We start from the raw sequence: 20,484 nt of genomic DNA, 5'->3' as shown, positions 1-20,484 counted from the left end.
ATGTTAACAGTACAATCGATTGATTGAGGTAGAAGTCCACAATTCGCTACTCCGCTTCCTGCGATCGAACTCCGAGCCGCACTGGCCCCACCATTTAACGATGGCGCGGCTCGTGGCGCGGGCTTTGCGCTTGGGGCGCAGCGCTCTGATCCAAACGGGGCTTCCCGCTGGAGCTTACCGACAGCGGTATCGAGTCAGCTATTTGATGCCGATTTTGATGTGGCCAGAGCCTGTGATATTAGTCGCGCCTACACGGGTGATCGAGCATTTGAGAGCAGTGGAAATTCCACGTTTGCAAGAGTGGCTGCAAACAGAGGGGTCGATCGAGACTTATTCGGATAATGCCACGGGACGAGGATTGATGCTAGCAGATCCGCAGTCTTGGCTGGCGGCTCGCTTGGCGGCAAATTCGGAACTTCACAGGAATATTCCGACAATTATCGACGGTGTGGATGACTTGGAAGTTTGGACGCGCCAGCAATTGACGGCGTGTTTGCAACCTGCTGACTGGAATGATTTAATGCAATCTCAGCCTTTGGAAGCCGATGCAATCCTCCAAGGGCGGGTACTGCTAACGCGGGCTTTCTTTCAGCATCCGGCGAAACCAGAGGAGTGCTATTTGCTGGAAACCGCAGAGCAAAATATTTTGGAGGGGCTGTTTGAAAGTATCGAGCCGAATTCGCTGATTCCGGCTGCTTGGAGCAATTTTTGGCAGCGGTGGGAAGCAAACGGAACACTGCGGTGGGCGGAAATTAATCGGGAGGCTGGGTCATTTTCTCTGTTCTGCGCGCCGATTCAGGTGGCTGAGGTTTTGAGCAAAATTTGGGATGGTCAGCCTGTGGTGTTGATTGGGGGGGCGGTGGATGTGGAACCGAAGGCTCCTATCTTCCGGCAAATGCTGGGACTCCCAGAATTGACGAGCGTTAAGTTTTCGCCCGATCGACAAAGCGAATTAATTCAACTGTACATTCCCAACTGGCTGCCGCTGCCGAATACGCCGGAATTTCAGGGAGTTTTAATGGAAGAAATTCGGACTTTGCTGTTGATGAGCGCCTCGGTGGCGGGTTTAACGGTGCTGATTGTGGGTGATGTACCGCTGAAGGCTAGGCTGGCGGCGATTTTGGCTTCTGAGTTCGGTTCTCGCGTGCAGGTAGAAAAGACTGATGTGGGCGAGAATGCGATTTTGGTGACGGGGTGGGAGTTTTGGCGGGAACATCAGGGGGAATTGAGGGCGCCTCACTTGCTGGCGATCGCAACTTTGCCGCTACCTTCTTTGGAGAATCCTTTGGTGACGGCGCGTGTGGCTTATTATAAGGAACGGCGCAAGGATTGGTTTCGGTTGTATTTGCTGCCGGCGGCGCTGAATGAGTTGCAACGGGCGATCGCGCCTGTGCGAGAACGTCAAGGGGTGGTGGCGATTTTCGACAGCAGGGTGATTCACCGCAGTTATGGAAAGCAGGTTTTAGCGGCTTTGAGTCCTTTTGCGAGGATTGATTATTTGGATACGACGTGGCTGACCCAGGCTTGAGATGACCTGTTGGCGTATAATTTGTTTAGGTATCCAGTTGAAATCTAATTTAGTAGACAAAGATTATGGGTGAAGCTAAGCGTCGCAAAGAGTCGATCGGCGACGAATACGGTAAAGAAGAGCGCATCCTTCCCTGGCTGCCAATCACGAAAACCCAAAGCGAAGATTTTGTGAAGTGGACAAGTCGCGGAAGCTGGATGGGGATTAGTCTTTTGGTTGTTTGGTGGATTGTAGTGCGGTTTGTCGGCCCCTCGGCGGGTTGGTGGCAGGTTAACTGATGCCAGACTCGACAAATGCCTGTATTCTTGGCATTGTGTCGAGTTTAACTCGGAAACCAGCGGCTGAATTTTTAGGAAAAATTTAGTTGCAAATTAGGACTTGGTATGGTATGGTAATTATCTGCGGGCAATTAGCACAGTGGTAGCGCACTTCCTTCACACGGAAGGGGTCACTGGTTCAAATCCAGTATTGCCCATCGAATTTATTTTCTTTCTTAGTCCGCGCACGCGAACTTCGTTTCTTTAGCCGCGGTTTCAACCGCCGTCACCTTCTTAAGCTTCAACATATTCGCAAATAGAGACAGGTTCGGGAATCGGAAAAGCATCCTCTTGTAGTCCTTCAATATGGAAGGCGATCGCCTCTTTAATTAAATTTCTCACCTCTTCTAAACTTTCAGCCACAGCTACACATCCCGGTAAATCTGGAACATACGCACCATAGCTAGTTTTACCTTTTTCAATTACCACAGCATAACGCATTAATCTTCTTCCTCTAGTTGAGCTTGCCGCAAAACACTTTTAAGCGTACCAATTGGCATATCAACGCCTAAATTACCTGACACAGTGAAACTTCCCGCCTTTTCAGGATGTTTAAATTAACGATGACTGCCTTTTGTTCTAGCTAAATACCAACCATCATCTTCTAAGATTTTAATAACTTCTCTAACTTGCATTTTTTATCTATAAAATTCATCAACTCCGGCACTTTTATTCCCATAATATGCTCTAACTTCAGCAATATCTCCCTAGTAGCCTGCGCCGCTGATAAAAAACCTCATCCTGCTTTGGGTTTCAGAGTCCCGACGACCACAATCTATCCCAAATTTGGTCAACTGCCGATCGCAGTTCCGGATCGGTTAGCATCGGTGACTTCTTTCCTCTTTTGCCATTATTTGACAGCCCTTATAACCTTTTCTTGGCAAACCTCAATCAGACAATTGATGACACCTGTAGCAAGCGTCTCTATAGTTTCTTGACTAAGTGAAGGCTTAGATGCTATAAAATTAAGAATCATTTTTTCTTGAAAAGTAGCCGTTGCAACTGTAAACATTTTGCCAAAAATAGCATTAGATGCAACAAAACTGATTTCTTCTATTTCCAAATCCCCATACAATTCAGAAATATTAACTCGGCCAATATTAGTCACCGAAATTGTGACCGGAAATTCATCAGGATTGTCAATATAATATTCAATGAGTTTTCTATACATCATTAAAGGCTTAAAAATATCTTTTCTTTTTAAACTAAGTTCAATCTTTTTAGTAACATCTCTTGATAAATCCCAAAACGACATCTGAGGTTTTATTTGATGTAAAGAAGTTAAAGATGAAGCTAAAAACCCCATATTTTCAGGTTTAATAGGAGGTTCTAGACGCCTACGCATATCCACATAAGAACGACATGAAACCTTAATGCTTCTTAGCTTTTCCCTGCTAATTTCATTAGCTACTGTAAGTAGCATTGCTGCACATAATGCCCCCTGCACTGTTGTCTTTTCTTGCCGACAAAGTTCAATTAATTTTTGGGTTAACTCTTTTTCTAAGAATCTATGACTCATGCCACAACTACGAGACTCAATGGGAACCATCTCTTCAGACTCTAATTTTTCTGGTTTGTGTAAAAGCATTTGTAATTTCATTTTCAGCAAAAACCATTTGCCATTGTCGATGCCTTTCTTTCCTTTCATCCATTTAGGCAATAATTCCTCTAAGGGTGGAAGAGCAGGTCGGCAATCTATATCAATGGAATTGCCAGAGGCAATTATTTGGTAACACTTCAAGATTTCTGATTGTAGACTTATACAAGATAAACCGTCTGATATGGCATGATGTAAAGTTGTGATTAAATAGCTGGTGTTGATTTCGGATTGTTTGTCAATAAGAACGCATCTTAGCAGAACCTGACTGCTATCAATACTCTTGTTTAATTCTTCTGTCACAACATCTTCCCAGTTGTCATTTATGCCCTGTGAAACTACACATAAAGGAATTTTTCCTGTTCCTTGATTGGTAAATTCGAGATGATCGAGCGTTCCAACAATCCGAGAGTTCAGTAGAGGATGAATACTTGGGAGCGCATCTAACGCCTGCCTCAAAATGTCTTTCCTAATTTCACCTTTTATCCGGCTGATTGTTACTATATTTAATGAACCCTTTTGGCGGTTCAATAGCTCCATCGCTTGTTCTGTGACCGAAAGCGCTCTGTTGTTATTCATAAATTTAATAGCTCTTTTATTTATCTGAAATCAATCATTAACTATTAAGCCGCTAACTTTTCAGTAAATTCAATCAACTCATCAACTTCCTCCTGAGTAAACCACCGTTCCACAGCATCCTCCCCAAACCTGTCTAAGGGTGCTTCATACAAATCCGGAACTTCCAACCGTCGCTTTTTCAAAAACACATTCTGCACCGCCTTTAAAAACTGAATCTGATTGGAGTTAAACTGCCGTTGGGCAATAAAATCCTCAAAATTCCGCCTTACCACCTCTTGATAATCCGGCAATGCCTCAATCTCGAACAGCTCTTGCAGAAACGATAATAAACTATTCACCTTCAAATTAAACGCCTTGCGAATATTTGACTCGGACAACTGCACGTTTGGACTACCCAAGTCCTGCCTTAGAATACGCTATAACGCCACCAGTTGCAAGTCCGTCACCGCTTCCCCATTGCGAATTGCGGCAATTGTCGGGTGAGTCTCCACAATCTCCAACACCTGCCCCTCAAACCGTTGGTGGTATTCCTCCTTGATAATTAATTAGACAATTTTCCACAAGGCCCAAACTGCCGTAGCAGGGGCGAGGGCGGGACCCGATCGCCCAAAACTTCCCTTATATACTACACCTATGCTACACTAATATCGTAACTCGTGCCCCGCAGGAGGTTTCCTCATGGCAAATGCCAATCTTCCTCAAAATTTCAACTTAATCCTACCCGCAGGAACCCAAATTGTCACCAAAATCGAAGTCAAAAACCCCGCAGGCGACCAATCTTGGAAACCGGGATTAGTAGGTGTCATCGTTCAATCGCCTACGGACAATTCCCACGCATATTTAGTTAAACTCCCAGACGGAACACAAGTTAGTCTGCGCCGGCACGAACTCAGCATCCGCAAGCATTTTCAGAGCGAAGGATTGCAGTCAGGAGGAGATTTTCTTGCAGAATACAACCTCTATGATTCTGTAATTTACCGCTGCATTGTTGGTTCGAGAGCCTACGGTCTTGATAACGAGCAATCCGATACAGACAGACGCGGGATTTACCTGCCGCCGGCAATACTTCATTGGTCGCTTTACGGCATTCCAGAACAATTGGAAAACAAGGAAAATCAGGAATGCTATTGGGAACTGCAAAAGTTTCTAGTTTTGGCACTAAAAGCTAATCCAAATGTGCTAGAATGTTTGTACACCCCTTTAGTAGAAACTGTTTCTCCTGTAGCACAAGAATTGCTGGAAATTCGGGAAATGTTTCTTTCTCAATTGGTTTATCAAACTTACAATAGCTACGTTTTGTCTCAATTTAAAAAAATGGAGCAAGACCTCCGCAATACCGGGGAAATTCGTTGGAAGCACGCGATGCACTTAATTCGCTTGTTGCTGTCAGGAATTACGGTGCTTAAGGAGGGGTTTGTACCCGTTCGCGTGCAGGATTATCGATCGCAACTTTTATCTATCCGCAACCAAGAAATATCCTGGGATGAGGTGAATCGCTGGCGGTTGAGTTTGCACGGTGAGTTCGATCGCGCTTTTGCTGCAACTTCCTTACCGGAACGTCCTAATTACGAGAAAGCGAACCTGTTTTTGATTAAATCTCGCAGAGGTGCGATCGGCTAAAAGGGGCGCGTTTACGAGATAATTAATTTGATACATATATGGTTGGTAAAACCCGCCCCTAGAGGTATTTGCGATTGTTTAACCGGAATTGAAATTAGCATTGATAAAATGTTGAAAAAATGACAGAATACATCTCTAATCTCGCCCCAATTATCTCCGTTCAACCTTATCCGCTGCTATTTGCGACTGTCAGCGGTTCGCACTTATACGGCTTTCCTTCGGCAGATTCTGACTTTGATTTGCGGGGAGTACACATTTTGCCGCTACCGAAAGTAATTGGACTCATTTCTGGAGAAGAAACCATCGAAGTTTCTGAAGTTCGGGAGGGAATGCAACTCGATTTAGTAACTCACGACATCAAGAAATTTTTTGAGTTGCTGTTGAAGCGCAACGGCTACGTGCTAGAACAACTGTATTCGCCGCTCATAGTTTACACTACAAAGGAACATGAGGAATTAAAGGATCTCGCCTCTGGCTGCATTACCAAGCACCACAGCCACCACTATCTCGGTTTTGCTAAAACTCAATGGAAATTGTTTGAAAAAGAACGCCCGCGTCGGGTTAAGCCGCTGCTGTACGTTTACCGGGTGTTGCTGGCGGGGATTCACTTGATGCAAACGGGGGAAGTCGAGGCGAATTTGGTGAAACTTAATGATAAGTTCCAGTTGTCGTATATTCCTGATTTGATCGATCGCAAACTGGCTGGGGAGGAAAAATCTGTGCTGGAAGATACAGATATAGAATTTTATCAGCAAGAGCGCGATCGGCTACTTAATATATTAGAAGATGCAAGTTTTACAAGTCATTTGCCGTCAAATCCTAATGCAAAGGTTGCTCTTAACGATTTTTTGGTAAAGGTGAGGATGTCATCTGTGAACTAAGCTGTTCCACGTTTAATTAGTCTTTAGTGTAGCAAGCACCCTATATATTAGTCGTTTTGTGCGCCGAAGAGCACAGAACCTCCAGTCCAGTACACATCAGTACCAAAGAAACCGGGTTTTTCATCCTGCTCATATCAAATCCGTTAGCATCGGAATAGTACATTCGAGTTCACTGTTCACGGCGTTAACTGTTCATTGTTCACGGCGTCAACAGTCAACAGTCAACATCATGTATGAATGTTACCGGAAATGATATCAAAGGCCATAATGCAGTATTTTCGTGTCCATTAAACCCGGTTTTAAGTGATTCACCTTAATAGATTTGTGTTGGCTGTTGCGTTAAGGGCAGGTATGCCGGTATTTTGATGGTCGGTAACTGGTGAGTTTTTTCCTGGTATGTAAAAATTCCAACTTACGCCGCCTACATATGTCTTGATATATGAAGTCAAGGCGTGGATAAATATAACGATTGCTACCATTTCTAATGACTCTTCAATCGTCGTTGCTATCACGTAGGATATATCCCCCGGTCCCGCTGTATAAACTATGTATCCCGCTAGCATTTCCACTCCGATGGCTCCTCCAATATAAATAGCGGCGGCTGCAACAAACAATTTTCTCATTGAAACAGGAAGGTGCAACACGAACTTACTGTAGGAAAAAAGAAATATCGCTACTAGAAAACCGATCGGCACAATCCAAGTAAAGTAAAGAAATCCTGTGGCATTTAGCAGGTTTCGCATCGGGTAAACCAGCTTTTCGTGCAATTGACCAATTTCGTCTAAAGATAAAAATAGAAATATGAAGGATAAAATTTTCCAGTGATTCTTATAGCGATCGCTATCCAAATTTTTCGCATAGGCGATCGAACCCAGCAAGAGAGAACTAAACAGCAATGTCAAAAATGAGTAGAAGGTTGGAATGTTCCCCTCGTAATCAACGTTGAATCCATTTGCTAAGAAGTCTCTAGACGGGTAATCCGGCAAGAAGTACATAGTCATCTGACTTAAGAAAGATAGTACAACTAGACAGGCGACCACTCGAAGCAGCAACTGGGTTACAGATCCTGGAGTTAGAGGAATTTGGAATTTCATGTTTTCTTAACCGTTCTCTTAAGCTTTGTTTAAGGGAATCTTATCAAACGAAAAAAAAAATTCGGTCTACCCAAAGACAGAGAAGACTCCTAGTCGTGAAGGGTCTTTTTTTGTAACCGTAAAATTATCTTAAGATTAAGAAGTTTAGCAGACATCGATCGCCCTTAATTTTCTTGTGGCTATATAAAAACCTTTTTGTTTCCTGAGATTTAAATTAGAGATAACCCAAAATGAAGCTGAAATCCTTACTACGGTTGAGTCGATATCTAAATTCGATCTATATCTGCCAAAAAAACTCGGCTTCAGGAAGCCGAGATCCCTCAGTACCGAGGATTTCTGTAATCAAAGGCGATCGCATCTCAATCGAGAGTGACAACTATGAGATGAAATAAGAGGTCGATCGAGTGATTTGCCGCCATTTGTTAACCTAGACTTTCCCCACCGAGAGCAAAATATTTCCTTGTCAAAGTCAATTAGCTTTCAGTCAATTGCTGATTTCCGAAGCTTTTGCTGCTTTACTTATTTTTCGTACCTGCGCGGCGTGTAAACCCAAACATCTCCATATTTGCGGGGAATAATCCGAGTTTGACTCGAACCGACAATCACTAAAGTTCTCATGTCAGCGTCTTGGGGCTGGAATTCGCCGAGGGTGCAAACCCGCACAGATTGACCGGGCCGGCCGAGGTTTCGCCCTAGTACGACGGGGGTTTTAGCATCGCGACTTTGCAACAAAATCTCGATCGCCCTTGCGAGTTGCCAAATCCGCTGTTTCGAGATGGGATTGTAAAATGCGATCGCGAAATCTGCGATCGCAGCAGCAGAAATCCGCTGTTCAATGACCTCCCAAGGCTTGAGAATATCCGAAAGCGAAATCACGCAAAAATCGTGTCCGAGGGGTGCTCCGATCGCAGCAGCGGCCGCCTGCATGGCTGAAATGCCCGGTGCTACCCGAATATCGATGCCTTGCCATTCGGGTTTGGCTGTAAGTTCGATCGCCTCAAACACCGCCGCAGCCATCGCAAAAATACCCGGATCTCCCGACGAAACGACGGCTACAGATTTACCGGATGCTGCTAAATCTAGGGCAAAACGGGCGCGATCGATCTCTTCGCGGTTGTCCGAATCGTGCCGCTTTTGTCCTTCTCGCAGGGTTCCAGCTAAGTCGAGATAAAATTTGTAACCCACCCAATCCGTGGCTTCGCGCAGAATTTCCTTAACTTCCGGGGACATCCAGGGCGCGCCTCCGGGGCCGGTACCGACGATCGCGAGTTTGCCGCGGCTAACTCCGATCGCGCTAGCATCAAAGGGTTCGGGGGCCAGGGCGATAGCGCAATTCAGGGCTAAAGTGGGATCGCATTCGATTAACTGACTGTTTGCACCGGCTGCTGTCAGGGCAATTTGTGCAGCCTGATTTTCGATGAATTCAATAGAGTTTAATTCGACAATTTCCGATTGATTTAAAAAACGGACGGGAACTTTAAAATATGCTGAAACTGCTTCTAATACCGGATTTCCCATTTCATGTTTTAAGGCAAAAAATCCAGCAATTGCAGCGGCTGCCAAATTTGTTTTTGCCAGTAATTCCTGCACGCAAAACAGGGCTATTTCTGGCTGAATATTCGATAGATTCGCAAGTGCAACTGCTGCAATTTGCGGATGGTAAACCAAGCAATCTGGCGTCGGCGCAATTGCTTTTTCGGTGACGCGGATAGTTAATTGGGCGTCGGGGGCGATCCTCTCCGTTGGCGTAGCCCCCGTAGGGGCGGGCTTCGCTAACGGCAAATTGCTCTCGGAAAGCCAGCTTGCAGCCCCTTCAAGGCGTACTTTTGCCCCGGCGAGCAAATTTGAAATAAAAGTCTTCGCGTCCTCTGGATTCGCCAAATAATAGCCTTGGGGAGGACTCAGTAGCGCGGTGCGAAACCGGATATCTCCGGTGGTGGTAATTGCAGGTTGTACGCCCAGGGCTGCTGCAATCTCTCTGGCCAAATCATTAACGCCGTGCAAACCGCCCAGCAGGGGTACGACGGCGCTTCCGTCTTCTGCGACGGCTAAAACAGGCGGTTCGGCGCGTTTGTCTGACAGCAGCGGGGCGAGGGTACGGATGATTATTCCGGCGGCGCAGATCGCGATGATTGGGGTTCCTGTTGCAAATAATTCCCGCAATGTTTCGCCGAAGTTGGTAAAGTTGATGTCTGTGTTGGAAGTGCGATCGATTAAACCGTAAATCTGGGAACCGGGGAAATGTGCGGAGATTTTTTTGGCGATCGGCAGGCTGTTTTGACCTAAGATAACTATTGCGGGAGGAACTCGAACCATTTTAGATTTTAGATTTTAGATTTTAGATTTTATGAGAGTTGCGACGGAAATTAGGAATTGATAATTGATAATTGGTAATGTAGGGGCGGGTTCGCCAATGTCTGCAATACAACACCAGAAATCTACTAAACCCGCCCCACCCCCACCGAGGATGCTATCTAATATAATATAACCTAATTAAAACAGGCTACAATCAATAAATATTTCGAGGTTTGGCTGTGAAACGCATTGTCTTAATTGCAGGGTTTGAATCTTTTAATGCTGATTTGTACCGCAAAGCTGCCGAGTTGGCTGTTTCTGGCTGTCAGGGATTGGAAGTACGGGTTTTTAGCGATCGCGCCCTCGCAGACGAACCTGACGCTGTAGCAGCCGCCCTCTCGAATGCTGATGTATTTTTCGGGAGTTTGCTGTTTGATTACGATGCGGTAATATGGCTGCGGGAAAGGGTACAAAATATTCCGATTCGCCTGGTTTTTGAGTCGGCTTTGGAATTGATGAGTCTTACTCAAATCGGCGCTTTTAAAATTGGCGACAAACCGAAGGGAATGCCGAAGCCGGTTAAGTTTATTCTGGATAAGTTCAGCAATGGGCGAGAAGAAGATAAGCTGGCTGGTTATATCAGCTTTTTGAAGGTGGGGCCGAAGTTATTAAAATATGTGCCGGTGCAAAAAGTGCAAGATTTGCGAAACTGGCTGATTATTTATGGTTACTGGAATGCGGGCGGTGCGGATAATGTTGTCTCGATGTTTTGGATTATTGCCGAAAAATATTTGGGGCTGAAAGTTGCAGAAATTCCGCCGCCTGTGGAAACTCCCAATATGGGTTTATTGCATCCTGATTATAATGGTTATTTTGAATCGCCTCGGCAATATTTGGATTGGTATCTCGGTAATCAAATGAGTAGAAGCGGGCAAGATGCCCGTTCCACAAAAGAGGCTAGACATCTTGATAGAAAGGGTTATAACGGGCAAGATGCCCGTTCCACAAAATTTGAGACTAATTTGTCTGAAAATTTAGATCGGGTTTCTAACGGGCAAGATGCCCGTTCCACAAAATTTGAGACCAATTGGTCTCAAAATTCAGACAGAGGAAAATCCCCTGTTGTGGGCATCTTGCTTTACCGCAAACACGTTATCACCAAGCAGCCTTATATTCCTCAATTAATTCGCTATTTTGAAGATGCGGGAATTGTGCCTTTGCCGATTTTTATCAATGGCGTTGAAGGCCATGTGGCGGTGCGGGATTGGATGACGACTGCTGGTGAAACTGCGCGCCGAAAACAAGGCAATATTGAAACTCTTTCGCTTTCTAAAGATGCCGTGGAAGTTGATGCGATTGTTTCTACTATTGGCTTTCCTTTGGTTGGCGGGCCTGCTGGTTCGATGGAGGCGGGGCGTCAGGTGGAAGTTGCTAAACGCATTTTAACTGCTAAAAATGTACCTTATTTTGTGTCCGCACCTCTGCTGATTCAGGATATCCATTCTTGGACTCGTCAGGGGATTGGAGGTTTGCAAAGTGTGGTATTGTATGCTTTGCCTGAGTTGGATGGTGCGATCGATCCTGTTCCCCTGGGCGGTTTGGTGGGTGAGGATATTTATCTGGTTCCCGATCGGGCGAAACGCCTGACAAGTAGAATTAACAATTGGGTGAAACTACGTCAAACTCCGCCATCTGAAAGGAAAATTGCGATTATTCTCTACGGGTTTCCTCCCGGTTACGGGGCGGCGGGTACGGCTGCTTTATTAAATGTACCGAAATCGCTGCTAAATTTCCTGCACAAACTTCAAGCAGCAGGTTATACAGTTGGAGAAATTCCGGCTGACGGTGAGGAGTTAATTCGCAGGGTGAAAGAGGCGGATGAAGCTACTTGTGAGGGGCAAGATGCCCGTACCACAAAAGAGACTGTTAATGTCAAAACTTTAGAAAAATGGCTGGGCTATCTGTTAACAAGTCGTATCGAAAAACAGTGGAAATCTTTAACGGGTACTGGAATTAAGACAGACGGCGACGAGTTCCAAATCGGTGGCATTCAACTGGGCAATGTTTGGATAGGTTTGCAGCCGCCGCTGGGAATTTCGGGCGATCCGATGCGCTTAATGTTCGATCGCGATTTGACGCCTCACCCTCAATACGCTGCTTTTTACAAGTGGCTGCAAAATGATTTGCAAGCTGATGCTGTGGTTCACTTCGGAATGCACGGCACTGTTGAATGGTTGCCGGGATCTCCTCTGGGAAATACTGGCTATTCTTGGTCGGATATTCTGTTGGGAAGTTTGCCGAATCTTTATATCTATGCTGCCAACAATCCCTCGGAATCGATGTTGGCAAAACGGCGCGGTTACGGTGTTTTGATTTCTCACAACGTGCCGCCCTACGGCCGCGCGGGATTGTACAAGGAATTGATGGCTTTGCGGGATTTGATTGCGGAATATCGGGAAGATACGGCTAAGAATTATGTGCTGAAAGAGGCTATTTGTAAGAAAATTTTAGATAGCGGTTTGGAGGCTGATTGTCCGTTTGAGGATGCTCGAAAATTGGGGATTGCTTTTAGTTTTGAGAATGTGGGAATGTTCAGTGCTGATGCTTTTAACCGCTATTTGGTGAAGCTTTACGAGTATTTGCAGGTGGTGGAATCTCGCTTGTTTTCTTCGGGTTTGCACGTTCTTGGGGAACCGCCTAATTCTGAGGAAATGACCTCTTATCTTGAGGCTTATTTTGGGGAGAGGTTATCACAGGAACAGGTGCAAAAACTGGTTTTTGAAGAAAATGAACCGCAGAGGCGCAGAGGGCGCAGAGAGGAAGAGAAAGAGGGGTTGGGTGGGGTTTTTGAGGAGGGTTTGTTGGTGCGTGATTTGTTGTTGCAAACGACGGATGAGTTGACTAATCTTTTGCGGGGTTTGAATGGGGAATATATTCTGCCTGCACCGGGTGGGGATTTGTTGCGGGATGGGGCTGGGGTGTTGCCAACTGGCAGGAATATTCATGCTTTAGACCCTTATCGGATGCCTTCTCCTGCTGCTTATGAAAGGGGGCGCGAAATTGCTCGGAAAATTATCGACAAGCACCTTGAGGAACAGGGGAATTATCCTGAGACTGTGGCGGTGATGTTGTGGGGTTTGGATGCGATTAAAACGCGGGGCGAATCTATTGGAATTCTGCTGGAATTGGTGGGGGCTGAACCTCTAAAAGAAGGTACTGGCCGCATTGTTCGCTATGAATTAAAACCGTTAGCTGAGGTCGGTCATCCCCGGATTGATGTGTTGGGAAATCTGTCGGGTATTTTCCGTGATAGCTTTGTGAATATTATTGAATTGTTGGATGATTTGTTCGTGCGGGCGGCGGATGCTGATGAACCGGAATCGGAGAATTTTATTCGCAAACACGCTTTGATTTTGCAGGCAAAAGGTGTGCAGAATTATTCGGCAAGGTTGTTTTCTAATCCGGCTGGGGATTTTGGTTCTTTGGTTAACGATAGGGTTGTTGATGGTAGTTGGGAATCGGGGGATGAGTTGGGGAAAACTTGGGAAAGTCGCAATGTTTTTAGTTACGGGAGGAAGGATAAGGGGGAAGCGAGGCCGGAGGTTTTGACTCAGTTGTTGCAAGGGTGCGATCGCATAATTCAAGAAATTGATTCTGTGGAATACGGTTTGACTGATATTCAAGAGTATTATGCGAATACTGGCGGCTTGAAGAAAGCCGCAGAAAAGCAACGCGGCAAAAAAGTCAATACCAGTTTTGTAGAAAGTTTTTCTCAGGATACAACTCCGCGCAATTTAGAAGATTTGCTGCGTTTGGAATATCGAACTAAGTTGCTAAATCCTAAGTGGGCTAACGCGATGGTCAATCAAGGTTCGGGCGGCGCTTATGAAATTTCGCAGCGGATGACGGCGTTAATTGGTTGGGGCGGAACGGCTGATTTTACTGATAGTTGGGTGTACGAACAAGCTGCGGATACTTATGCTTTAGATCAGGAAATGGCGCAGAAGTTGCGGGAGGCTAATCCTGAAGCTTTTCGCAATATTGTAGGGCGAATGTTGGAGGCTAACGGACGTGGTTTTTGGCAGCCGAATGCGGATAAATTACAGCAGTTGCGCGAGTTGTACGAGTTAACTGATGAGAAGATTGAAGGGGTGACAGTGTAGTTTTTTTAGTCTAAATATTTAGGGGCGGGCTAGAAGCCCAACCCCTACTCCCCACAATAGTTTCAAAATTTGTCAGGTGCAAGTTAGAGGCGCGGCTATTAAATACCCCGATCGCCCTGCGGTTTTGCTACAGGAACTGACGGTTTCTTGTTGGGAGAATTAAAAGCTCGATCGACCATATCTCCAAAGGGAACAAACTGCGGTGCAGCCGATGGAGCTCCGGTTCTGAACACTGCCACGGGCCCGCTGCCGTCTTGGGCAAAATTAATCAATTTCGTTAAAGCATCACCGGGATTTTTAGCATTGCGCTTGTCTAGGGTGAAAAGCAGATTTTGAGAGTTGCAGCGCCCCCGTCCGTTCACGTAACAAACTACTGGCAAGTTATTAACAATTCCTGTTGTTAACTGCAAGTTGCTCAATCTGCCGCCATTCTGGGCAACAGCTTTGGTCAATCTATTGGAAACAATTTGACAGCGCTGCCAAGGTGTATATTCCCGGCCGAACTCGGTAGATTTCCACAGAATCATTGGATCTGTCGTGACATTTCCCCGGCGCGCAATTGTGACAAAATTCCGACCGGAAGTAACGCACTGAAATGTTGTTCTAGTGCTATTCCAAGAGTTGCTGGCTGGATCTGCTTGCACTTGGCTTGCAAAGGCGACAGTACCGACGAAAACTAAAGCGGATGCTAATAAGGGTGCAGTCAATTTCATAATAACTCCTGCCGCTAAGGCAGCTAAATTTATGTAGGAAGTCATAGTTGTAGGGACAGGGCAGTGTCTATTGGTGTCAACTTAAGGTTAAACCGGTAGTCCGCCAGGGAATGAATTCCCTGCCTCAAAGCTAAAGTCCTCTAAAGAGGACTGAGAAAAAGACTGTTAAACTCATTAGTCCTCTTTAGAGGACTTTCGCTATTAGGCAGGGGTTTTAACCCCTGCCGGACTAGGGGTTTAACCTTAAGTTGTGACTAATAGGCAGTGTCCTGTCCCTACCTATTCAAATTCCGCTGGTTGGCTGTCGCACCCGGATATTTTTCAAATATTAAATCAGGTTAGTTGCACCTCATGTCTGTAGGTACATGGCAGTGTGGTGTGTTTATTTCAACACTTGGGAACGCGGCTTTAGAAACACGGCACAGCTTTTTCTTTGTTTCCAACACTTCGAGACTGTGGCACAAGTATCCTAGATAGTGTTTTTAGCTACATTCTGCAAAGCCACGACAGTCAACAATGGTAAGTAAAATTACAAAGGACAGCTCCGAAATTGGCTGGCAAATAACTTTTTATGAAACCTCGAATCATTGTTTGCGGGTTGGGGCACACGGGCCACAAGATTTTTTGTTTGTTGAGACAGCAAGGAGCGATTGTGGTTGGTATTAGCGATCGCCCAATTCGCGGCGAAACTTCTGATGTGGTTGTCGGCAATTTGCAAGCAGCTTCTACCTTGTTGACGGCAGGCATTCAAAACGCTCACACTTTAGTAATTGCAGGAGACGATGATGCTGTGAATTTGGCAATTTTGATGCAAGCGAGGATTCTCAATCCTCAGATTCGCATTATCAACAGATTGTTCAATACTAGCTTGGGCGACAGAATTGACCACACTTTGCCCGATCACGCTTCCATGAGCGTTTCATCATTGGCGGCTCCGGTTTTTGCCTTTGCGGCTCTCGGAAATCAGGCGATCGGACAGTTGCGTTTGTTCGATCGCACTTGGCCGATTCACGAAGAATATATCGATGAAACACATCCTTGGAAAAATCGCAAACTGAGCGATTTGTGGGACGATCGATCGCGAATGTTGATTTATTATCTCCCGGCTGCTAACAAAACTGATTTAGTATCGGCGGTGCTTGCCGATCGGCAGTGTCAGCAGGGCGATCGGCTAATTGTTGCAACTCAGCCGACTCTCCACAGCCCCCAAAAAACTTTAACTCAAAAACTGCTCAAAACATTAACTAGGCTGCACAGATTTCAGCAGCACAGCCAAGCAGCAGTAATTGTTGTACTGACGCTGCTGGCCATGATTGCCGTTGCTACTGCCACCTATATTTGTGTTGACGAGCATATCTCAATTGTCGATTCTCTCTATTTTTCAGTAGGGATGATTACCGGAGCCGGAGGCCATGAAAAAGTAGCCGAACAAGCTCCCGAAAGCATTAAACTATTTACAATTGTCATGATGTTAGTTGGAGCCGGCATCATCGGCATCTGCTACGCACTGCTCAACGATTATGTATTGGGAACTCGCTTTACCGAATATTGGGATGTGGCGCGAGTGCCGCAGCGCCATCATTACATTATCTGCGGGCTCGGAGGAATAGGTATCCAAATTGCTAAAGAACTGCACACTAACGGTTACGATATTGTGGCGATCGAGCAAGATCCAAACTGCCGATTTCTGAGCACGGCTCGCTCAATGAAAATTCCGGTCATTCAGGGAAGTGCCAGTTTGCCCGCAACTTTGGAAGCTGCTAATGTTAAGCAAGCGGCAGCACTTTTGGCTGTTACTAGCAGCGATATGTCTAATGTCGAAATTGCATTGAGCGCTAAAGGATTGGCACCAAAACTATCAGTTATTGTCCGCAATCAAGACCCACATTTTGCTTTGATGGTGCAGCAAGTTTTTGAGTTTGAAGGAGTTTTGAACCCGACGGAATTGGCTGCTCCTGCTTTCGCGGCGGCGGCAATTGGAGGCAGAATTTTGGGTAACGGAATGACTGCTGACAGTCTCTGGGTTTGCTTGGCCACCTTGATTACGCCAAACCATCCTTTCTGTGGCCACCGTATTCAAGATGCTGCTAAGTCTGCTGATTTTGTGCCTCTTTATGTGGAAACTAAGTGTCAAACTCTCCACGGCTGGGATTTACTAAATTGTTGTCTGAGTACGGGGGATGTTTTGTATCTGACGATGCCGGCGAATCGGTTGGATCAACTGTGGAGAACGACCTCTGAACTAATTAAAACTTAATGGTTTTACGCGGGAATTTATATTGCCGATCGCTCAATTGCAACTACAAACCTGATAAAATGAGCCGTGTCTAGTAAATAAGACTTACGGCTAATCCTCAGAAATCCGGTTTCTTAGGGCAAGTTCTAGTATAAATAACCCACAGAGTGTCAATTAGTTGCGATGTAGAATGAGAAAATTTTTAGGATTAGTTGTGTTTGGCCTGATAATGGCGATCGCCTCTGTAGCTGTCGCCGCTCAACCTTTGTTTCTCGCTTATCCTCCCGCCAACCACAAAACTACAGCCGATCGCATCTTTTTAATCGGTACAGCGCCCGCACCGGGACAAGTTTTAGTAAATGGCAACCAAATTTCGCGCACGGCAGTCGGTCATTTCGCCCCGACTTTTCCGCTGCAACTCGGCGAAAATCTCTTTACCTTGCGTTACGAAAATCAGGAAGTCAAAATTAAGGTGACGCGCGAGTCTAATCAGCCGATAGCCCCTGTAGGATTGGCTTTTGCTAAAGATTCCCTGACGCCGAAAGTCGATGTCGCGAGTTTGCCGGGGGAATATATTTGCTTTGGGGCGATCGCACCGGCGAATGCTCAAGTTTCAGTAAAATTGGCGGGAGTTACTATTCCTTTAAAAGCGCGATCGCAAGTGGAACTACCCGATAACAAATCTGTACTGTTAGGTGAAAACTCCCCGATCGAAAAAGGCGGCAGCGAACAGTATCAAGGCTGCGGTAAAACCCCCCCCAACCCCCCCTTGCTAAGGGGGGGCAATGAGTCTAATGCCGCCTTGCCAACGGGGGGCAATGAGTCTAACTCCTCGCTACTAAAAGGAGAAAAAGTGGATTTGGGAGTGCCTGTATTTGAGCTAACAATGAACGGTCAAACTATCAGCCAACAAGGTACTGGCAAGATTTCTATTCTGTCTCCGGCGGATTTAGAAATAGCAGAAGTAACGGCCGATCCGGGTGTTGCCCGAACCGGGGCGAGTACAGATTTTTCTCGGATGACACCGCTGCCGAAGGGAACGCGAGCAACAATTATTGGGCGCGAGGGAGAATGGCTCAGACTTGATTACGGTGCTTGGATTAAAGCATCGGAAGTGCAAATTGTCAAGGATGCAGTGCCTCCGCGATCGATTATTCGCAGCGCGCGATCGCGTCAAGTTTCCGGCTGGACAGAGGTCTTATTTCCCTTAGAAACACCCGTCCCAGTCACCGTGCAGGAAGGAGAACGCACTTTCACCTTAACCCTGTACAATACCACCGCTCAAACTGACATTATTCGCCTCGACGATGACCCGGTAATTTCGCGTTTGGAATGGCAACAAATATCGCCACTGCAAGTACAATACACTTTTAATCTCAAATCTGCCCAGCAGTGGGGCTATAAATTGAGATACGACGGCACAACTTTAGTGCTGTCTTTAAAACACCCGCCGGTGAATACAAGCATGATGCCTGTGTCGCAAGCAAAACCGCTGTCGGGAATTAAGATTCTCATCGATCCGGGACACGGCGGGCCGCAGGATGGAGGTGCTGTGAGCCCAGTGGGAATTAGGGAAAAAACGGTAGCTTTAACGGTGTCGAAATTGGTGCAACAGGAATTGGTAAATCGGGGCGCGAATGTGCTAATGACGCGGGTAGAAGATGTCGATTTGGATTTGCCGCCAAGGGTGGAAATGATTCAAAAAGAAGAACCTGCGATCGCAATTTCAATTCACTACAATGCTTTGCCGGATAACGGCGACGCCATTAATACTAAAGGCGTCGGCGCTTTCTGGTTTCACCCGCAAGCGCACAGTTTGGCAATGTTTTTGCACAATTATTTAGTTGCCAAGTTGAACCGTCCGAGCTATGGTGTATTCTGGAACAACTTAGCCATGACTCGTCCTGCAGTTGCTCCATCTGTTTTAATGGAATTGGGATTTATGATCAATCCCGAAGAGTTTGAATGGATTGTGAATCCGACAGAACAGAAGAAGTTAGCCGCGGCGATCGCCCAAGGTGTTACCGAATGGTTTGCCTCTGTCAAATAACAGTTAGTAGTAAGGACTGAAGTCATTATAAAAAAAATTATAGTCAGGACTTCAGTTCAGCCAATCCAAGGAAATGAAATAATGCTAATTTTCACTCAATCAAAAGCCTTTTTTATTGCAGCCGTCGTTGCAAGTTTTAGCTTCTCACTTTACAGTTTTCCTGTTTTCGGCAAGCAGCAAAGTCTGGCTCCCGCAAAAGCAGAAGCTTTAAAAAAGCAAACTCAATGCTCGTTTATTACTGGTGAAGGTGGCGCTATTAACATTCGCAAAGGCCCAGGCAATCAGTACCCAGTTGTTGCTAAATTGAAAAGGGGAGACGGAGTTAGGGCTGTCAGCAGACAAGGTAAGTGGGTGAAAATTGCGGCCAGATTTTCAGGTAATCCTCCTAATGAAACTTTGACAATCCTTGACGGTTGGGTGAGCAATCAATTTATTAATGGCTGTTCCGAAGACCAATTTGACAGGTGGCGGAAATAGGGAATTTCCTAGGGGCGGGTTTTACAGACAATATATGTAGGGGCGGGTTTTACAGACAATATATAACGAGTACAAACAATCTATATAAACCCGCCCCCACACCACCAATAACTACATGAACCTTGATTTCGATCGCAGTAGAAAAACATAGATGGGGATTTACAGTTGGGTAGGGGCGGGTTTACTAGATTGTCGATTATTGACAATAATTGTCGGTGAAACCCGCCCCTACGATCGGCGGTTGAAACCGCAACTACACTTGCCTTGCTTCGGCGCAACGCGAGACTTTAAAAAAGGAGATTTAAAACCGGATGTCATGTAAAAAAAGACGATCGCCCTGATTCATTCTTGCATTCTCAACCAGCTAAACACCTGTTCGGCGGTGATATTCAGGGGAATCATTTCGGGCACAGGAAGGACATCGCTACCTTCGCAGAATTGCGGTTGTTGGTTGGGCAAAAACGCTAAAATCGATCGATCGTCTGGATCGATTAGCCACCCCAACTGACAATTATGTTGCAGACAGTGAATGATTTTTTTAGTTACGCGATTTGAGCTTTGTTGTGGCGAGAGAATTTCGATCGCCCAATACGGCGCAATTAGCACATCATCCAATGGTTCACCGCTCTCATCAAATTGAATTTGTTCCCACAATAGTACCGCTATATCTGGAACAATCGATCGACCGCCAAACGTACACCGCAACTCTGGAAACGCATAAGCTATCTTGGGAGTTTCCGTCACCTGATTAATTTCGTTGCAGGCTTTTAATCGCAATAAGCTATGCTTTGTTTTCGGCATAGGTTTTTGGATAATATCCCCCTCAATATATTCGCTAGCAGGTTTGGTTTCTGGCAGTTTCAGAAATTCTTCAAGGGTGAGGCGCTCAGTTGCGATCGTCATAAATAAATTCCTCGATTCTACCTATCTTCAC

Annotated in this window: 17 protein-coding genes and 1 tRNA gene; 10 read left to right on the top strand and 8 right to left on the bottom strand. The window is 45.8% G+C overall.

Features of this window, described 5'->3' with window-relative positions; genetic code table 11:
- Window positions 1–19: 19 nt before the first annotated feature.
- From QT984_RS01110 to QT984_RS01100, 3 genes are all read left to right on the top strand, one after another.
- Window positions 20–1,528, top strand: a complete 1,509-nt coding sequence (locus tag QT984_RS01110) for a helicase C-terminal domain-containing protein (RefSeq protein ID WP_333372874.1) — start codon at window positions 20–22, stop codon at window positions 1,526–1,528.
- Window positions 1,529–1,593: 65 nt separating this feature from the next.
- A complete protein-coding gene (locus QT984_RS01105; protein ID WP_333055789.1) occupies window positions 1,594–1,806 on the top strand; it encodes a DUF2839 domain-containing protein in 213 nt (70 codons plus the stop codon).
- A 125-nt stretch (window positions 1,807–1,931) separates the two neighbouring features.
- Window positions 1,932–2,003 (top strand) — tRNA-Val (locus QT984_RS01100).
- Between the two features lie 76 nt (window positions 2,004–2,079).
- Here QT984_RS01100 and QT984_RS01095 read toward each other — a convergent pair.
- The 4 genes from QT984_RS01095 to QT984_RS01080 all read right to left on the bottom strand — a co-directional run bounded on the left by QT984_RS01095 (window position 2,080) and on the right by QT984_RS01080 (window position 4,419).
- Window positions 2,080–2,286 carry a type II toxin-antitoxin system HicB family antitoxin gene (locus tag QT984_RS01095; RefSeq protein WP_333313260.1) on the bottom strand — a complete coding sequence of 69 codons (207 nt, stop codon included), beginning with the start codon at window positions 2,284–2,286 and terminating at the stop codon, window positions 2,080–2,082.
- A 116-nt stretch (window positions 2,287–2,402) separates the two neighbouring features.
- A complete protein-coding gene (locus QT984_RS29710) occupies window positions 2,403–2,480 on the bottom strand; it encodes a type II toxin-antitoxin system HicA family toxin (protein WP_445243029.1) in 78 nt (25 codons plus the stop codon).
- 215 nt (window positions 2,481–2,695) lie between these two features.
- A complete protein-coding gene (locus QT984_RS01085; RefSeq protein WP_333372871.1) occupies window positions 2,696–4,021 on the bottom strand; it encodes a phthiocerol/phthiodiolone dimycocerosyl transferase family protein in 1,326 nt (441 codons plus the stop codon).
- Window positions 4,022–4,065: 44 nt separating this feature from the next.
- Complete coding sequence (locus tag QT984_RS01080) at window positions 4,066–4,419, bottom strand: type I restriction-modification enzyme R subunit C-terminal domain-containing protein (protein ID WP_333372868.1); 354 nt, start codon at window positions 4,417–4,419, stop codon at window positions 4,066–4,068.
- A gap of 280 nt (window positions 4,420–4,699) precedes the next feature.
- On the opposite strand from QT984_RS01080, the gene QT984_RS01075 reads away from it, so the two are divergent.
- Window positions 4,700–5,641 carry a DNA polymerase beta superfamily protein gene (locus QT984_RS01075; protein ID WP_333372865.1) on the top strand — a complete coding sequence of 314 codons (942 nt, stop codon included), beginning with the start codon at window positions 4,700–4,702 and terminating at the stop codon, window positions 5,639–5,641.
- A 119-nt stretch (window positions 5,642–5,760) separates the two neighbouring features.
- Entirely contained in the window at window positions 5,761–6,522 is a 762-nt protein-coding gene (locus QT984_RS01070; RefSeq protein ID WP_333372862.1) for a nucleotidyltransferase domain-containing protein, read from the top strand.
- Window positions 6,523–6,830: 308 nt separating this feature from the next.
- Here the strand turns inward: QT984_RS01070 and QT984_RS01065 are convergent, their stop codons facing one another.
- The gene (locus tag QT984_RS01065) at window positions 6,831–7,523 is read right to left on the bottom strand and encodes a hypothetical protein (protein WP_333263117.1); all 693 of its coding nucleotides are present in this window, start codon (window positions 7,521–7,523) and stop codon (window positions 6,831–6,833) included.
- Window positions 7,524–8,135: 612 nt separating this feature from the next.
- Window positions 8,136–9,932, bottom strand: a complete 1,797-nt coding sequence (gene cobJ / locus QT984_RS01060) for a precorrin-3B C(17)-methyltransferase (protein WP_333372858.1) — start codon at window positions 9,930–9,932, stop codon at window positions 8,136–8,138.
- A gap of 218 nt (window positions 9,933–10,150) precedes the next feature.
- On the opposite strand from cobJ, the gene QT984_RS01055 reads away from it, so the two are divergent.
- The gene (locus QT984_RS01055; protein ID WP_333372855.1) at window positions 10,151–14,074 is read left to right on the top strand and encodes a cobaltochelatase subunit CobN; all 3,924 of its coding nucleotides are present in this window, start codon (window positions 10,151–10,153) and stop codon (window positions 14,072–14,074) included.
- Window positions 14,075–14,172: 98 nt separating this feature from the next.
- On the opposite strand, the gene QT984_RS01050 is transcribed toward QT984_RS01055, so the two are convergent.
- Window positions 14,173–14,832: a COP23 domain-containing protein gene (locus QT984_RS01050; RefSeq protein ID WP_333211737.1), complete on the bottom strand. Its 660-nt coding sequence runs from the start codon at window positions 14,830–14,832 to the stop codon at window positions 14,173–14,175.
- A gap of 526 nt (window positions 14,833–15,358) precedes the next feature.
- Between QT984_RS01050 and QT984_RS01045 the strand changes: the two genes are divergently transcribed.
- The 4 genes from QT984_RS01045 to QT984_RS01030 all read left to right on the top strand — a co-directional run bounded on the left by QT984_RS01045 (window position 15,359) and on the right by QT984_RS01030 (window position 19,872).
- A complete protein-coding gene (locus QT984_RS01045) occupies window positions 15,359–17,044 on the top strand; it encodes an NAD-binding protein (protein WP_333055778.1) in 1,686 nt (561 codons plus the stop codon).
- A 169-nt stretch (window positions 17,045–17,213) separates the two neighbouring features.
- Window positions 17,214–19,073, top strand: coding sequence for an N-acetylmuramoyl-L-alanine amidase (locus tag QT984_RS01040; protein WP_333055777.1), 1,860 nt, complete (start codon window positions 17,214–17,216; stop codon window positions 19,071–19,073).
- 81 nt (window positions 19,074–19,154) lie between these two features.
- Window positions 19,155–19,550 (top strand): SH3 domain-containing protein, encoded by a 396-nt coding sequence (locus QT984_RS01035; RefSeq protein WP_333055776.1) that lies wholly within the window; start codon window positions 19,155–19,157, stop codon window positions 19,548–19,550.
- A gap of 151 nt (window positions 19,551–19,701) precedes the next feature.
- Window positions 19,702–19,872 (top strand): hypothetical protein, encoded by a 171-nt coding sequence (locus tag QT984_RS01030; RefSeq protein WP_333211731.1) that lies wholly within the window; start codon window positions 19,702–19,704, stop codon window positions 19,870–19,872.
- A 20-nt stretch (window positions 19,873–19,892) separates the two neighbouring features.
- Here the strand turns inward: QT984_RS01030 and QT984_RS01025 are convergent, their stop codons facing one another.
- Window positions 19,893–20,453 (bottom strand): Uma2 family endonuclease, encoded by a 561-nt coding sequence (locus QT984_RS01025; RefSeq protein WP_333234107.1) that lies wholly within the window; start codon window positions 20,451–20,453, stop codon window positions 19,893–19,895.
- Window positions 20,454–20,484 lie beyond the last annotated feature (31 nt).

Origin of the sequence: Microcoleus sp. Z1_B2 (assembly GCF_036700325.1) — a bacterium.
Taxonomy (GTDB): Bacteria; Cyanobacteriota; Cyanobacteriia; order Cyanobacteriales; family Microcoleaceae; genus Microcoleus.
This window is presented reverse-complemented; position numbering and strand designations above follow the sequence as displayed.

What these genes read in the sequence shown, in the direction of transcription:
- QT984_RS01105 (WP_333055789.1), top strand. Translation starts at nt 1,594, where the DNA reads ATGGGTGAAGCTAAGCGTCGCAAAGAGTCGATCGGCGACGAATACGGT.
- QT984_RS01095 (WP_333313260.1), bottom strand. Translation starts at nt 2,286, where the DNA reads ATGCGTTATGCTGTGGTAATTGAAAAAGGTAAAACTAGCTATGGTGCG.
- QT984_RS29710 (WP_445243029.1), bottom strand. Translation starts at nt 2,480, where the DNA reads ATGCAAGTTAGAGAAGTTATTAAAATCTTAGAAGATGATGGTTGGTAT.
- QT984_RS01085 (WP_333372871.1), bottom strand. Translation starts at nt 4,021, where the DNA reads ATGAATAACAACAGAGCGCTTTCGGTCACAGAACAAGCGATGGAGCTA.
- QT984_RS01075 (WP_333372865.1), top strand. Translation starts at nt 4,700, where the DNA reads ATGGCAAATGCCAATCTTCCTCAAAATTTCAACTTAATCCTACCCGCA.
- QT984_RS01070 (WP_333372862.1), top strand. Translation starts at nt 5,761, where the DNA reads ATGACAGAATACATCTCTAATCTCGCCCCAATTATCTCCGTTCAACCT.
- QT984_RS01065 (WP_333263117.1), bottom strand. Translation starts at nt 7,523, where the DNA reads ATGACTATGTACTTCTTGCCGGATTACCCGTCTAGAGACTTCTTAGCA.
- cobJ (WP_333372858.1), bottom strand. Translation starts at nt 9,932, where the DNA reads ATGGTTCGAGTTCCTCCCGCAATAGTTATCTTAGGTCAAAACAGCCTG.
- QT984_RS01050 (WP_333211737.1), bottom strand. Translation starts at nt 14,832, where the DNA reads ATGACTTCCTACATAAATTTAGCTGCCTTAGCGGCAGGAGTTATTATG.
- QT984_RS01045 (WP_333055778.1), top strand. Translation starts at nt 15,359, where the DNA reads ATGAAACCTCGAATCATTGTTTGCGGGTTGGGGCACACGGGCCACAAG.
- QT984_RS01040 (WP_333055777.1), top strand. Translation starts at nt 17,214, where the DNA reads ATGAGAAAATTTTTAGGATTAGTTGTGTTTGGCCTGATAATGGCGATC.
- QT984_RS01035 (WP_333055776.1), top strand. Translation starts at nt 19,155, where the DNA reads ATGCTAATTTTCACTCAATCAAAAGCCTTTTTTATTGCAGCCGTCGTT.
- QT984_RS01030 (WP_333211731.1), top strand. Translation starts at nt 19,702, where the DNA reads ATGGGGATTTACAGTTGGGTAGGGGCGGGTTTACTAGATTGTCGATTA.
- QT984_RS01025 (WP_333234107.1), bottom strand. Translation starts at nt 20,453, where the DNA reads ATGACGATCGCAACTGAGCGCCTCACCCTTGAAGAATTTCTGAAACTG.